The following is a 14,030-nucleotide window of genomic DNA, read 5'->3' as shown; positions in this document are numbered from 1 at the left end:
CAAGCCCGGCACCCTCTCGACGGCAGGCTCGCCGAGCGGCAGAGTGCGTCCTACATACTCGCGAGTAAGCCTTGAGGAGCGCCCGTGACCAGCTGGGTCGGTCGGACCGCCGCCGAGATCGCCGCCGCCGTCCGCGAGAAGCGGGCCACGCCCCGGGAGGTGGTGGCCGAGCACCTGGCGCGGATCGCGCGGCTCGACGGCGGCGTCGGCGCGTTCCGGGTGGTGCGGGCCGAGGCGGCGCTCGCCGAGGCCGACGAGGTGGCCTCGCGCGGCGACCTCGCCGAACTGCCGCTGGCGGGTGTGCCGGTGGCCGTCAAGGACAACCTCGCGGTGCGCGGCGAGTCCAAGCGGATCGGTTCCGCGGCGACACCGGACACGCCGGCCGACGACGACCATGTGACGGTGGCCCGGCTGCGTGCCGCCGGTGCGGTGGTCGTGGGGCTGACGAACGTCCCCGAGCTGTGTGTCTTCGGCACCACGGAGGGCGTGCACGGCACCGCCCGCAACCCGTGGGACCCCTCGCGCACGGCGGGCGGCTCGTCCGGCGGCAGCGCGGCCGCCGTCGCCGCGGGCATGGTGCCGATCGCCCTCGGCAACGACGGCATGGGCTCCCTGCGCATACCGGCGGCCAACTGCGGCCTGGTCACCATCAAGCCCGGCACCGGTGTGGTCCCGGCCGGCGTCAGCGACGGCGACTGGTTCGGCATGTCGGAGAACGGCCCGCTGGCCACCACGGTCGAGGACGCGCGCCTGATGCTGTCGGTCCTCGCCGACACCGAGGTGATACGCCCGGACACGCCGAGTACGTACAGGATCGCCGTGTCCCTGCGCAGCCCGATAGCCGGGGTCGCCCTCAGCAAGCCGTACGCGACCGCCGCCCGCGAGGCCGCGGGGCTGCTGATCAAGGCCGGTCACCAGGTGCGACGCGCCGACCCGCCGTATCCGATGTCGCTGGGCGTCACCTCGCTGACCCACTGGACCGCGGGCACTGCCGTGGACGCCAAGGACCTGGACCCGCAGCGGCTGACCCGCCGGACCCGGGTCCACGCCACCGTCGGCAAGCGGTTCGTGAACCGGGTGCGCGTCGGTGAGAGCCGGGAGGAGCTGCGCCGGCGCCTGGAACCGTTCTTCGCCGAGTACGACGTGCTGCTCACCCCGGCGCTCGCCCGCCGCTCCCCCCGGTCCGAGCCCTGGCACGAGCGGGGCTGGCTGCGCAACGTCATGGCCAACACCAACTACTCGCCGTTCACCCCGCCGTGGAACCTCACCGGCTGGCCCGCGATGGCGATCCCGTTCGGCACGCTGCCGTCCGGCGCCCCGACCGCCGTACAACTGGTCGGGCGCCCCGGCTCGGAGGCGGAGCTGCTGGCGCTGGCGGAGCGCATCGAGGAGCTGGGCCCGTGGCGGCGGACGGCGCCGCTGGAGTAGGGCCTGTGCGCGCCTGACTTCTACGTCGTCGCCGCGAACGGCCCGTCCGCGCTGAACGCGAGCCGTGCGAAGCGTTCACCGATGCGGCGGTGGGTGGCGGCGTCGGGGTGGAGGTCGTCGGGCAGCGGCAGCTCCGCAAAGTCGGTCTCGCCGTAGAGCTCGCGGCCGTCGAGGTGGTGCAGGTTCGGGTCGTCCGCCGCCCGCTGCCGCGCGATGCGGGTCAGCTCGTCCCGGATGACTCCCAGCGTCAGCTTCCCGCTCGCGCGTTCCGCGGGATCGCCGAGGGCGACGAACCGCAGCCGGCCGTTGCTCATGCCGCTGAAGTCCGGCGCGCAGGGGCCCGGCGTGTCCTCGTGGATGGGGCACAGGATGGGCGACACGACGAGCAGGGGCGTCGTCGGGTGTCCGTCCCGGATGGTGTCGAGGAACCCGTGGACCGCGGGACCGAAGGCGCGCAGCCGCATCAGGTCCATGTTGACCACGTTGATGCCGATCTTGACGCTGATGAAATCGGCGGGGGTGTCGCGCAGGGCGCGGGCGGTGAACGGGTCGAGCAGGGCACTGCCGGCCAGTCCCAGGTTGATCAGCTCCACACCCCCGAGTGAGGCGGCGAGCGCGGGCCAAGTGCCGGTGGGGCTCGCGGCGTCGGAGCCGTGGCTGATCGAACTGCCGTGGTGCAGCCACACCTTGCGGCCCGGTTCCCGCGCGGGCTCGACGGGGGCGTCGGCGCGCAGGGCGACCAGTTCGGTGGTCTCGTTGTGCGGCAGCCAGATCTCGACGTCCTTGTCGCCTGCGGGGAGCCCGGCGAAGCGGACGGTGCCGACGCGGCCGGGCCGGTGCTCGGCGGTCCCGGCCATCATGTCGATGACCACGACGTTGCCGTCGGTCACGGTGCCCTGTCCGGCGGGGCGGCCGTCGACGAGCAGGTCGTACAGGCCGTCCGGGCGGGGCGGGGCGCCCACATAGGTGCGCTTGGTGGGCAGCGTGTCCAGTTCGACGGCGGTGGCGCGGGTCCGGAAGGCCAGCCGTACGCCCGAGGGCTGCGACTCGGCCATGGCCAGCTGCCCGTCCGTGTTCTGGGCGCGGGCCCGGGCGGGCAGCCGGTGCGGCAGTACGCCGTGCTCGGTGCGCTCGACGTCGAGGGCACCGCGCAGCAGGTCGGCCGTGATGGGCGTGGTGATCCAGTCGTACTCGGTGTCCATGTCCTCCGCCTGTCGATCAAGGGGTGGGCTCGGTGGGCCAGTTGCGCAGCAGGGCGTCGAGGGCGTCGAGGATCCGGGTCCAGGTCTCCTGGGAGTCGGGCGCGCTGTGGCTGAAGCCGCCCGCCAGCTCCAGGCTCGCGTAGCCGTGGAAGACACTGCCCAGCAGCCGTACGGCGTGGGTCGCCTCCGGCTCCGCCAGGTCGTAGCCGCGCAGGATCGCGCGGGTCATCTGCGCGTGCCGGACGCCGGCGCTCGCCGCCGCGGTCTCGGGGTCGAGCGTCATCCGCGCGGCGGCGGCGCGGCCGGGGTGTTGGAGCCCGTAGTCGCGGTAGACGTCGGCGAAGGCGACCAGTGCGTCCTTGCCGGCCCGTCCGGCCACGGCGTCGGCGGCCCGGTCGGCCAGCTCCTCCAGCGCGAACAGGGCGATACGCGTCTTGAGGTCCTGGGAGTTCTTCACGTGCGAGTACAGACTCGCGACCTTGACGTCGAAGCGCCGGGCGAGCTCCGACGCGGTCACCTTCTCGAAGCCGATCTCGTCGGCGAGCTCCGCCCCGGCCCGGACCAGACGTTCCGTGGTCAGCCCTACGCGTGCCATAGCCATCCTCTCGCTTACCGAAAGCGAGTATGCATCTGCCTAAAGCATTTAGGCAAACGAGGATGACATTGAGGGACGAGGGGCAGACCTTCAGAGGTCCCCGCACAGGTCCCTGTACATGATGTGCAGCCCCACCCGGCCGTGCCGTGGATGGTCGTACGCGTCCGGCACCGTGCCGAGGATCGTGAAGCCGAGGGAGGTCCACAGGCGCACGGCCGGGTTGGTCTCGACGACGGCGTTGAACACCATGCCCCGGTAGCCGTCGGCCTTGGCCGCGGTCAGGAGGTGCTCGGCGAGGGCGCGGCCGATGCCGCGCCCGCCGTGATCGGGGTCGACCATGAAGCCGGCGTTGGCGATCCGGGCGGCCGGGCCGCCGTAGTTGGGGGTGACGAAGGCGGAGGCGACGAGGGATCCGGCGTCGTCCTCGACGACGTAGACACGTTTGGCCGGGTTCATCCACAGCGCCCGGGCGGCGTCCTCAGAGGTGTCCGGATCCCATGCGTAGGTCTCGCCGGCGGCGACGATCCGGTGCCAGAAAGGCCAAATCCGCGGCCAGTCGTCGGCCGCGGCTTCTCTGATCAGCATGGGCGTGAGTCTCGCACGCCCATGCGATCGGCGATCGCGAGGGTTCTGCCCCCGTCAGTCGACGCTGGGCAGGATGTGGGGCTCGGCGAGGTCGTCCTCGTACCCCGCCAGACGGATGGGGGCGGACCTGGCCCACACATCGAGACTGCCGATCTCCTTCGACCGGCCCGCGCGCTCCGTGCGTTCCTTGGGGCGCTGCTCGCGATTCGTCTTCTCAGGTGTCACCGCGCACTCCTTTTGTGTCGGATCACCCTCGGGGCGGGCCGGACCAGTCTGCGGTCCGGCACCTGACGCCCGCTCGGGTCTTACTCGAAGTCGGCTCGGACGCGGTGGCGCCGGATAACTGGTGCGAGAGCAGGCCGTTGTGCACCGGCTTGTCCCGGGACGGACCATGGGTGTGGGTTGGGACCCTGTATTGCTGTCCGTCCGCTACAGATTAACCAAATGAGCGGGTACCCGCTCGATGGGGCTGCAAACAACGTGTAACTATCCGGAGTCGACCGGTTTTCATCTGCCCGTTATCCACTGTTTCCTTCTGTAATGTGTCGTTTACCAATCACTCGTTCGGCTCAGCGGCTGCTCGCCGCCCGGCACCGGACCGATGGACGCAGCGCAGTTCAAGTCCCGTTGGCCGATTCGCAAGGCGGCCATGATCTGCTGACGGACGGCAACGGCTTGTCCGGCGGGAGGACTGACGCATGGAGCTGCGCAGTGTCGAAGAGCTGATGGATCTGCTGTACGCCTGCCGGGGCACCCGGGACGCCCCGGCCCTCGGAAGCGCCCGAGTCGATCTCCACCAACACGCACTACAGACGGCCGCCCTTTTGCGCCGTGCCCGCCCCGCCGACAAGGAACTCCAGGTCGCGGGGCTCGTTCATGCCATCGGCCCGCTGCTGCGCCCGGGCGATGTCACCCGCCACTCCGACAGCGCGGCGGACGCGGTGCGGCCCCTGCTCGGCGAACGGGTCTCCCACCTCGTCCGCGACCACTGCCGGGCCCGCGAGATCGCCGACGACGACCTGCTGCGCCTGCACCAGGCCGACGAGGAGGGCCGCAGCGTGGAGTTCGACGCCGGGGTGCTGGAGGACTGGCGCGCGGTACTGGAGCTGGTGGCTTCCAGGAACTCGCCGCTCGGGGCTGCCAACTGACGACCCGTCATGAGACGGTACGGCGATGACGTCGCCGTACCGTCTCCAGGGCAGGGCCGCCATCGTCACCGGCGCCACACGCGGCATCGGGCACGCCGTCGCCCGGGAGCTGACGGCGGCCGGGGCGCGGGTGTGCGTGAGCGCGCGAGACGCGGACGAGGTACGGCGGACGGCTGACGAGCTGGGCGGCGTCGGGGTGGCCGGCAGCGTGGCCGACGCCGGTCATCCGCGGGCGGTGGTGGACGCCGCCCTGCGCGAGTTCGGCCGGATCGACATCGTCGTCAACAACGCGGCGACGAACCTGCCCTACGGCCCCCTCATGGACGTCGATCCCCTGGCGTGGCGCGAGGCGTTCACGGTGAACGTCGAGGCGCCGCTGCGGCTCGTGCAGTGCGCCTGGCACGGCTGGATGGGCGAACACGGCGGCGCGGTGGTCAACGTCTGCACGGAGGGCGCCGCCCATGTCGGCCCCCGCATCGGGGCCTACGGCACCAGCAAGGCGGCCCTCCTCCATCTGACCCGCCAGCTCGCCGGCGAACTGGGCCCGAGGGTGCGGGTCAACTCCGTCTCGCCCGGACTGATCCGCACCGAGATGGCCCGGTTCGTGTGGGAACCGGGCGAGGAGGAGGTCGCCGCCGGGCTGCCGCTCGGCCGGATCGGGGAGCCGGAGGACGTGGCGCGGGCGGTGGTGTGGCTGGCGTCGGACGCGGCGGAGTGGGTGACCGGAGCGGATCTGTTGGTGGACGGCGGGACACGGGTGCGTTCCGCCGGACCGGCCACAGCGTTCGCGGTTCATGAACGCCTGCGTGCGCACCGGCCCGCCTAGGGCCTGTCGTTTGGATCAGGCCGGCTGAAAGAGGCTGCGCCTTTCAGCCGACCCGAGCGGGGCCTGGTGCGTGCAGCTGCAAGGCGGAGGAGGGCAGCGACGCGGAGCGTCGGCAACCGACGACAACGCCGCAGATGTGCGTGCCAGGCCCCGCGACGCCGGGATGATCCAAACGACAGGCCCTAGGGGCGCGGGGAACTGCGCGACCAGCCAGACTCAGCCCGCGGACGCACGACCGAACCCGCCTACCACTTGCCCGGCTCGTAGTCCTTCAGAAAGACGCCGTACACATCCTCGCCCGCCTCGCCCCGCACGACCGGGTCATAGACCCTAGCCGCGCCGTCGATCAGGTCCAGCGGCGCGTGGAAGCCCTCCTCGGCGAGGCGCAGCTTGTCGAAGTGCGGCCGCTCGTCGGTGATCCACCCGGTGTCGACCGAGGTCATGAGAATCCCGTCGCTCTGGAACATCTCCTGCGCACTGGTCCGGGTCACCATGTTCATGGCGGCCTTGGCGGCGTTGGTGTTCGGATGCCCCGCGCCCTTGTAGCCGCGGCCGAAGACGCCCTCCATCGCCGAGACGTTCACGACGTACGCGCGCCCGCTCGACGCCTTCCTCGCGGCGTCGGCCATGGCCGGCCGCAGCGCGCTGATCAGGATGAAGGGCGACGTGTAGTTGCAGAGCTGGGTCTCCAGCAGCTCCACCGGCGAGATCTGGTCGATGGTCTGCACCCAGGTGTTGGAGTCGACGACATCGGGGACCAGCCCGCCCGCGTCGATGGCGGTGCCGTCCAGGTGCCGGGCGACGCTGGCGTTGCCCGCGACGAGCGCGAGGTCGGCGACCTTCTGGGCGTCGAGGCCGCTGGTACCGAGCGGCAGCGCGGCGAGGCCGTCGACGGCGCCGGAGTTGAAGGCGCCGATGACGTGGTGGGCGGGGAGTTCCCCGGCGGGCAGCGGGGCGCTCTCGCCGTCGACCAGGGCGGCGTAGGCGGAGGGCAGCCGGCGTACGGTCTGCGTCGCGTTGTTGACGAGGATGTCGAGCGGGCCCGCCTCGGCGACCTGCTCGGCGAGGGCCACGGACTGGGCCGGGTCACGCAGGTCGATGCCGACGACCTCCAGGCGGTGGATCCAGTCCGCGGAGTCGTCCATGGCCTTGAAGCGGCGGATGGCGTCCTTGGGGAAGCGCGTGGTGATCGTGGTGTGCGCGCCGTCGCGCAGCAGCCGGAGCGCGATGTACATGCCGATCTTGGCGCGGCCGCCGGTGAGCAGGGCGCGCTTGCCGGTGAGGTCGGCGCGGGCGTCGCGCTTGTCGCGGTTCAGGCCGGCGCAGTCCGGACAGAGCTGGTGGTAGAAGTAGTCGACTTCCACGTACCGGGTCTTGCAGGTGTAGCAGGAGCGCGGGCGCTGGAGTATCCCGGCGATCCTGCCCTCCTGCGTCGCCGACGACGGCAGCAGACCCTCGGTCTCGTCGTCGATGCGCTGCGCGGAGCCGGTCGCCGTGGCCTCCGTGACCGCCTTGTCGTGGGCGGTCTTGGCGGCCCGGCGCTCCTGGCGGCGGCGCTGCTTCACGGTGCGGTAGATGGCGGCGGTGGCCCGGCGCACGGCGATGGCGTCGGGGTGGTCGACCTCCAGCTTGTCGAGCTCGTCGAGCACGCTGAGGCACACGGCGAGCCGTTCGGGGTCGATGCCGGGGCCGTACACGACGTCGTCACCCGGCTCGTACACGACCTCGTCCGTGATCGCCGAGCCTTCCTCTGTCACCGTCATCGCGCTGCCGTTTCCCTGATCACCCGAGCGGCGCTCCGATCGCGCCCGCTTTCGAACGGGGAATTGTACGGAGCGCCGGGCCGGACCTCCAAAATCCGGCGAAGCGGGCCCGGGGAAGAGGGGCTCAGGGACCGCAGGCGGTGATCAGCTCCGCCACCTCCTCGGACACGGCCCGCGCGAGCACATCGAGGTCGGGCACGGCCTCGGCGTCGGCGACGAGGCCGTAGTGGACGCGTCCGCGGTACGTCGAGATCGCGATCGCCAGGGACTGGCCGCGGGCCAGCGGGGCGAACGGGAAGACCTCGGTGACCTGGTGGCCGCCCAGCTTCAGGGCGATGCCGGGCAGCGGCACGCTGGTGACAAGGATGTCGAACCAGAGCCGGGCGGCCCCGCCGACCAGCGGTCCGCCGATGCGGTGCCCGAGCGCCGGGACGTGGTCGGCGAGCAGGGCGACGGCGCCCGCGCCCCGGTTCGGGCCCAGGTCCTTGTTGCGGTCCATGGCGGTGCGGACCGTGGCGAGGCGGCGCAGCGGCTCGGGGTCGTCCACCGGGAGCCGTATCAAGTAGCCGGAGAGCCGGTTGCCCTGCGGGTGTGCGGTCCGCGGGCGGCGCTTGGAGACGGGGATCAGGGCGCGCGGCGCGACTCCCTCGCTGCCGTCGCCGCGCTCGTCGAGCCAGCGGCGCAGGGCGCCAGCGACGACCGCGATGAGGACGTCGTTGACGGTGCCGCCGACGGCCTTGCGGATCACGTGCACATCGTCGATGTCGACGACGACCCCGGCGGTACGGCGAGTGCCGCTCGACTCGGCGGTCAGCGCGTCCGACGAGCGCATCCCCAGCGTCGACACGGCGACGGAGGCGCCGATGTCGAGGGCACGGCCCACGTCGGACAGGGCGCCGCGCACCAGTCCCGGCAGCCTGCGCACATCCGGGAGGCGACGGCCCCGGGGCTCCTCCGGGCGGGGCTTGCGTGCGGGCATGTCCATCGGGTCCAGGACGGCGGCGGCGAGCGTCAGCGCCCGCAGTCCGTCGGCGAGGGCGTGGTGGAACTTGAACAGCACCGCGAACGACACCCCGTCCTCGCCCGGCAGCACATGCGCCTCCCACGGCGGCCGGCCGCGCTCCAGCGGGCGCTCCATGAGCCGGCCCGCCACCGCCTGGAAGTCGGCGGTCGGGGCGTGCAGCCGGACGTGGTCGAGCGGGTCGAAGTCCGGGGCGGGCTCACGGGTGGCGCCGCCGAAGGAGAACGGCTGGAGGAGGGCGCGCGGCTGCCAGGCGTCCCGGATGCGCATCCGCAGTCCCGGCACGGCCGCGGCACGGGCGGCGAGCAGGTCGGCCGCGTGGGCGCCGGCGGTGGGCGAGTGCGCCGCGAAGACGCCGAGGGCGCCCAGGTGCATGGGGTGTTCGGCGGACTCGATGTTCCAGAACGCCAGGTCGAGGGGTGCGAGCAGGTCAGAGGTCAAGGCTTGCCTCGCGTCGACGAAGGGTGGACCAGCAGTCAATCGCCCTCTGGCGATTACAGTCAAGTACGATCAAGCTACGCTCAGTTAACGACAGATTAAGTCCCGCCCCTCGTGAAAGGGGCGGGACTCATGGTGCATATGAGGTCACTCCACCACGGGTAGCGGCACCGGGCATCCCGAGGGCGTCACCCGGGAGGCGTCACGGATCAGCGCCTCGTGAGCGGCCCTCAGCCGTGCCGCGTCCGGCTTGAGCACGGCACGGTCGTAGGTCAGCAGCCCGTTCAGCTCGCCCTCGACGTCCGTGATCTGGGTGTACACGGCGCCGTTGCTGCCCTTGCAGACCAGAGCCCGCACCTCGTCGAGCTTGGCCAGATAGTCGTCCGTGTAGGTCGCCGGGTCGACGTCGACGTACGACTGCTGCACCGACCAGGCGTGACCGGGCACCGCGAGGCCGAGGCCGCCGTACTCGCCGCTGACCAGGGCCCGCTCGCCGTCGGGGCGCGGCGGCAGGGCCGGGCTCGGATAGCCGTGCTCGTCCATGATGTCGCCGGCATTGCCGTCGGCCCCGAGGTTCAGCCCGGACTGGTTGTTGACCAGGCGGGTGGGGTCCCAGGCCTTCGCCTGTTCGGCTATCCGGCCGACGTCGTACTGGCCCCAGCCCTCGTTGAAGGTGACCCACATGACCACCGACGGGCTGCTGATGTGCTCGTCGATCATCTGCTTCATCTCGCGCTCGTACTGCGCGCGAGCCTCCGCACCCGGGTTCACCCCCGCGGTCATCGCTGGCATGTCCTGCCACACCAGCAGACCGAGCCGGTCGGCCCAGTAGAACCACCGGTCCGGCTCGACCTTGATGTGTTTGCGCACGGAGTTGAAGCCCAGCTGCTTGTGCGCCTGCAGGTCGTAGGCGAGGGCGTCGTCCGTCGGGGCGGTGTGCAGGCCGTCGGGCCAAAATCCCTGGTCGAGGGTGGCCATCATGAAGATCGGCTCGCCGTTGAGGACCGTGCGCGGGACGCCGTTGATCTTCTCCACGGCGATGGAGCGCATGCCGAAGTAGCTGCCGACGCGGTCGGCGCCGACGGTCACCTTCAGGTCGTACAGGAACGGATCGTCGGGCGACCACAGGTGCGGATCGCGGATGGTCAGGGTCAGCGGCCCGCCGGTGCGGCCGCTCGCGGTGGCGACCTTGCGCCGTCCGTCGTACGCGGTCGCCGTGACGGGTAGGCCGTCGCGCACGCCCTGCGGCTCGACGGTCAGGGTGCCCCCGTCGACGTCGGGGGTGAGCTTCAGCCCGTCCGCGTGGTCGGGGGCGACCGGCTCCATCCACACCGTCTGCCAGATGCCGGAGGACGGGGTGTACCAGATGCCGCTGGGGTCCAGGCGCTGCTTGCCGAGCGGCGGGTTCTCGCCGTTCGCCGCGTCGGTCGGGTCGTACACGCCGACGATCAGCTCCTGGGTGCGGCCGGGCTTCAGCGCGTCGGTGATGTCGGCGCTGAACTTGTCGTAGCCGCCGGTGTGCTCGGTGACCTTGGTGCCGTTGACGTACACCTCGGACCGCCAGTCGACGCCGCCGAAGTTGAGGCTCAGGCGCTTGCCGGAGCCGATGCGCCAGTCGGCCGGGACGGTGAAGGTGCGGCGGTACCACATGCGGTCCTCGTGGCGTTCGAGGCCGGAGAGCTGGGACTCGACCGGGTAGGGGACGAGGATCTTCTCGGCGAGGTCCCTGCCGACCGGGGGCCGCTCCCCCGCCTCGGCCGCCGCGAACTGCCAGCTGCCGTTGAGGTTGCGCCAGGCGTCCCGGGTCAGCTGCGGGCGCGGGTATTCGGGGTGGGCGTTGCCCGGGCCCACCTCGTCGGCCCACTTCGTCCGCAGCTGATGCGTCGAGCGGTTGGGGCCGCTGCTCATGAACGCCTTGACAACGTTGCCGTCGGTGTCGGCCAGGCCGCCTGCTCCGTCGTAGCGGACATCGGCGATGCCACGCGCCGTCCCGGTCTTGTTGCCGACCACGGGCTCCTTCAGCCCGACGAGGAGGGCCTTCGGGTCGGCCGGATCGACCTTGGCGCTCGCGAGCGGCCAGGTGGCTCCGCCGATCACCGCGTTGAGGTGGTCGGTGACGCCGGCCGGGGGTGCGGAGAGGCCGCGGGCGAAGTCGAGCTTGAGCGTGCGGCCGTCGCCGAGGACGGTGGCCGCGATGGCTCCGTCGTAGTCGAAGCCGTCGGGCAGGCGGAACGCGGACTGCGGGACGGGCTCCTTGCTGCCGCCGGGCTCGGTCCAGCGCAGATGGAGGTTGGAGCCGCCGTAGTGCTCGAAGTACTCGACCTTGATGTCGTAGGCGGTGCCCGCGGTCAACTCGACGGGCGCGGCCGTCTGTTCACGGTCCCAGTCGTCGACCCAGTGGTCGATGGCGAGCTTTCCGTCCACCCAGAGGCGGAAGCCGTTGTCGCCGATGATCGAGAAGGTGTGGGGGCCGGTCCGCTCCGGCACGATCTTTCCGGTCCAGCGGACGCTGACGTCGTCCGAACGGCCGGCGGTGAAGGCCAGACGCGGCTCCAGGTTGTCGAAGTCGAGTGTGGGGTCGAAGGCGGTCGCCTTGAGCTCGTGGAAGTCGAAGGCGCCGGGGGCGGACTGGGTGTAGTACTCGCCCTTCAGGCCATGGATCTCCACGGGGTCGTCGGCGGCGGCGGGGGCGGGTGTCGCGGTCAGGCCCGCCAGGCCGAGGGCGCAGACGAGAAGCAGCACGAGTCGGTTTCTGAGGCGTTTTGTGCGCACGGAGCCTCCATAACAACGTTGTCATGGACAGTAGTTGGCATAACAACACGGATTCCGTCGCCCGTCCAGGTACATGACAAGTCTGGATCACCGATCCGATCGATCAATTGGCGCCACCAGAAGCTCAATTGACGGTTCATCAATTGCCGAATCAAGTACAACTTTACGAGTTCTTGGTGTAGCTCGGCCGTCGATTGCGTGAGCCTCGTGGGCACCACGCGGTGACTGTGAGCCCAGGGCCAACAACGGGCCATGTCGCCGTCCCCCCATGTACGGCGAGAGGCAACACCCATGACGAGGAACCGCGCATCGCGGTACGGCGGCCGCACGTTGGTGCTGGCCGCGACGGCCTTCGGGATGATCGCGGCGGCCGTGCCCGCCGCGGCCGAGGAGCAGCCCACCGCGGAGCAGATCATGGCCGACTGCGCTTCCGGGGAGGGCAAGTGCGGCTTCAACTCCCCGGAGATCGGCCAGGCTTACCTCGGTGAGCCCCGTCAGGTCTCGGAACTGCTCTACAACTGCACCGCCTCGCCCGCCTCCCAGTCGATGTCGTGGGCCGACACCGTGGGCTCCTCCCACTCGGTGGGAGGCTCGGTCACCGTCGGCGGGGGCATCGAAGGGATCATCACCGCCAGTGTGACCGCGACGTACAACTACACCTGGCAGAGCTCGCACACGGAGACGAGCACCTTCACCGTGAACGTCCAGCCGGGCGAAGTGGGCTGGATCTCCCGCGCCCAGGTGATGCAGCGGATCACCGGCACCTGGCAGACCCACTACGACGACCCCAAGTGGGGCCACTACTACTGGTTCGTACCCGACGTGATCACCGGCCCCGCCCCGAACGGCACGGACGGCAGGCACAACGCGGTCGTGGTCAAGTCCCGCAAGATGACGGCCGACGAGAAGAAGCTCTGCTCCACCGGTTCCAAGCGGGGCGAGGTCTTCACGCGCGGCGGCTGAGCGGAGGGGAATGGGGGCCGTCGAAGAGGCGGCCCCCAGTCCGCGACCGGACGACCGCTACGACACCTGCTGCCCCTTGCCCAGCGCGATCACGCCGCCCTTGGAGACGGTGTAGAGATCCGAGTCCCGCTCCGGATTGACGCCGATCGTCGCGCCCGGGGGAACGTCGACGTTCTTGTCGAGCACCGCGCCCCGCACCACCGCGCCCCGCCCTATGTGCACGTTGTCGTGCAGCACCGACCCCTGCACCACCGCCCCGGGGTCGACCACGACGCCCGGCGAGAGCACGGACCGCGTGACCTGGCCGCGGATCAGGCACCCGGCACTGATGATGGACTCGCTCGCCATGCCGCCCGCGTTGAAGCGTGCCGGGGAGAGCTGGCCCGAGTGGGTGTAGATGGGCCAGCTGCGGTTGTACAGGTTGAAGGCGGGGCGCTCGGCGATCAGGTCCATGTGGGCGTCGTAGTACGCGTCCAGCGTGCCCACGTCCCGCCAGTAGCCCTGGTCGCGGGTGGTCTCACCCGGCACGTGGTTGGCGCTGAAGTCGTACAGCTGGGCCTCGCCCCGGTCGGTGAGCTGCGGCAGGATCGAACCGCCCATGTCGTGCACGGAGTTCCGGTCCTCGGCGTCCCGCTGGAGCGCCTCGACGAGGGTCTTGGTGGTGAAGATGTAGTTGCCCATCGAGGCGTAGACGCACTCCGGGTCGTCCGGGAGGCCCGGCGGGTCGGCGGGCTTCTCCAGGAACCGCTCCACCGTCTGCCCGTCCGAGCCTGGGCTGATCACGCCGAACGACGACGACTCGATACGCGGCACGCGTATGCCCGCCACGGTGACGCCGGCGCCGCCCTCGATGTGCTGGGCGAGCATCTGGCGCGGGTCCATGCGGTACACGTGGTCGGCGCCGAACACCGCGACGTACTCGGGCCGTTCGTCGTAGATGAGGTTCAGTGACTGCAGGATCGCGTCCGCGCTGCCCAGGAACCAGCGCGGGCCGAGCCGCTGCTGGGCGGGGACCGGGGTGACGTAGTTGCCGAGCAGGCTCGACATGCGCCAGGTCGTGGTGACGTGCCGGTCCAGGGAGTGCGACTTGTACTGCGTGAGGACGCAGATGCGCAGGATGTCGGCGTTGACGAGGTTCGAGAGGACGAAGTCGACGAGGCGGTAGGTACCGCCGAAGGTGACCGCTGGTTTCGCGCGGTCCGCGGTCAGGGGCATCAGGCGCTTGCCTTCTCCGCCCGCCAGTACGATTCCGAGCACCGAAGGTCCGCCACGACGCATGGCCGCTCCCC

At 71.0% G+C, this 14,030-nt stretch carries 12 protein-coding genes; 4 read left to right on the top strand and 8 right to left on the bottom strand.

The features are described from left to right. The first annotated feature begins 84 nt into the window (after window positions 1-84). Entirely contained in the window at window positions 85-1,428 is a 1,344-nt protein-coding gene (locus OG254_RS44035) for an amidase (RefSeq protein ID WP_405593355.1), read from the top strand. A 20-nt stretch (window positions 1,429-1,448) separates the two neighbouring features. Here OG254_RS44035 and OG254_RS44030 read toward each other — a convergent pair whose 3' ends face one another. The 4 genes from OG254_RS44030 to OG254_RS44015 all read right to left on the bottom strand — a co-directional run bounded on the left by OG254_RS44030 (window position 1,449) and on the right by OG254_RS44015 (window position 4,035). Then, window positions 1,449-2,630: a GDSL-type esterase/lipase family protein gene (locus OG254_RS44030; RefSeq protein ID WP_405593354.1), complete on the bottom strand. Its 1,182-nt coding sequence runs from the start codon at window positions 2,628-2,630 to the stop codon at window positions 1,449-1,451. 16 nt (window positions 2,631-2,646) lie between these two features. Continuing rightward, on the bottom strand, window positions 2,647-3,225 hold the full coding sequence (locus OG254_RS44025; protein ID WP_405593353.1) for a TetR/AcrR family transcriptional regulator: 579 nt from the start codon (window positions 3,223-3,225) through the stop codon (window positions 2,647-2,649). A 90-nt stretch (window positions 3,226-3,315) separates the two neighbouring features. Beyond that, window positions 3,316-3,810, bottom strand: a complete 495-nt coding sequence (locus tag OG254_RS44020; RefSeq protein ID WP_405593352.1) for a GNAT family N-acetyltransferase — start codon at window positions 3,808-3,810, stop codon at window positions 3,316-3,318. A 54-nt stretch (window positions 3,811-3,864) separates the two neighbouring features. Next, complete coding sequence (locus OG254_RS44015; protein ID WP_187284650.1) at window positions 3,865-4,035, bottom strand: hypothetical protein; 171 nt, start codon at window positions 4,033-4,035, stop codon at window positions 3,865-3,867. A 473-nt stretch (window positions 4,036-4,508) separates the two neighbouring features. Between OG254_RS44015 and OG254_RS44010 the strand changes: the two genes are divergently transcribed. Beyond that, complete coding sequence (locus OG254_RS44010) at window positions 4,509-4,958, top strand: HD domain-containing protein (RefSeq protein ID WP_147998601.1); 450 nt, start codon at window positions 4,509-4,511, stop codon at window positions 4,956-4,958. A 25-nt stretch (window positions 4,959-4,983) separates the two neighbouring features. After that, the gene (locus tag OG254_RS44005) at window positions 4,984-5,784 is read left to right on the top strand and encodes an SDR family oxidoreductase (RefSeq protein WP_405593351.1); all 801 of its coding nucleotides are present in this window, start codon (window positions 4,984-4,986) and stop codon (window positions 5,782-5,784) included. A gap of 245 nt (window positions 5,785-6,029) precedes the next feature. Here OG254_RS44005 and OG254_RS44000 read toward each other — a convergent pair whose 3' ends face one another. The 3 genes from OG254_RS44000 to OG254_RS43990 all read right to left on the bottom strand — a co-directional run bounded on the left by OG254_RS44000 (window position 6,030) and on the right by OG254_RS43990 (window position 11,778). After that, window positions 6,030-7,547 (bottom strand): SDR family NAD(P)-dependent oxidoreductase, encoded by a 1,518-nt coding sequence (locus tag OG254_RS44000; protein WP_405593350.1) that lies wholly within the window; start codon window positions 7,545-7,547, stop codon window positions 6,030-6,032. 124 nt (window positions 7,548-7,671) lie between these two features. After that, complete coding sequence (locus tag OG254_RS43995; RefSeq protein ID WP_405593349.1) at window positions 7,672-9,009, bottom strand: wax ester/triacylglycerol synthase family O-acyltransferase; 1,338 nt, start codon at window positions 9,007-9,009, stop codon at window positions 7,672-7,674. 144 nt (window positions 9,010-9,153) lie between these two features. Continuing rightward, window positions 9,154-11,778 (bottom strand): PA14 domain-containing protein, encoded by a 2,625-nt coding sequence (locus OG254_RS43990; protein WP_405593348.1) that lies wholly within the window; start codon window positions 11,776-11,778, stop codon window positions 9,154-9,156. Between the two features lie 291 nt (window positions 11,779-12,069). On the opposite strand from OG254_RS43990, the gene OG254_RS43985 reads away from it, so the two are divergent. Further along, the gene (locus tag OG254_RS43985; protein ID WP_351187119.1) at window positions 12,070-12,741 is read left to right on the top strand and encodes a hypothetical protein; all 672 of its coding nucleotides are present in this window, start codon (window positions 12,070-12,072) and stop codon (window positions 12,739-12,741) included. A gap of 57 nt (window positions 12,742-12,798) precedes the next feature. On the opposite strand, the gene glgC is transcribed toward OG254_RS43985, so the two are convergent. Continuing rightward, a complete protein-coding gene (gene glgC / locus OG254_RS43980) occupies window positions 12,799-14,019 on the bottom strand; it encodes a glucose-1-phosphate adenylyltransferase (RefSeq protein WP_405593347.1) in 1,221 nt (406 codons plus the stop codon). Window positions 14,020-14,030 lie beyond the last annotated feature (11 nt).

It is taken from the genome of Streptomyces sp. NBC_01092 (assembly GCF_045039535.1).
Taxonomy (GTDB): Bacteria; Actinomycetota; Actinomycetes; order Streptomycetales; family Streptomycetaceae; genus Streptomyces.
The sequence above is the reverse complement of the archived record's forward strand: the minus strand, read 5'-3'. Positions and strand labels throughout refer to the sequence as shown.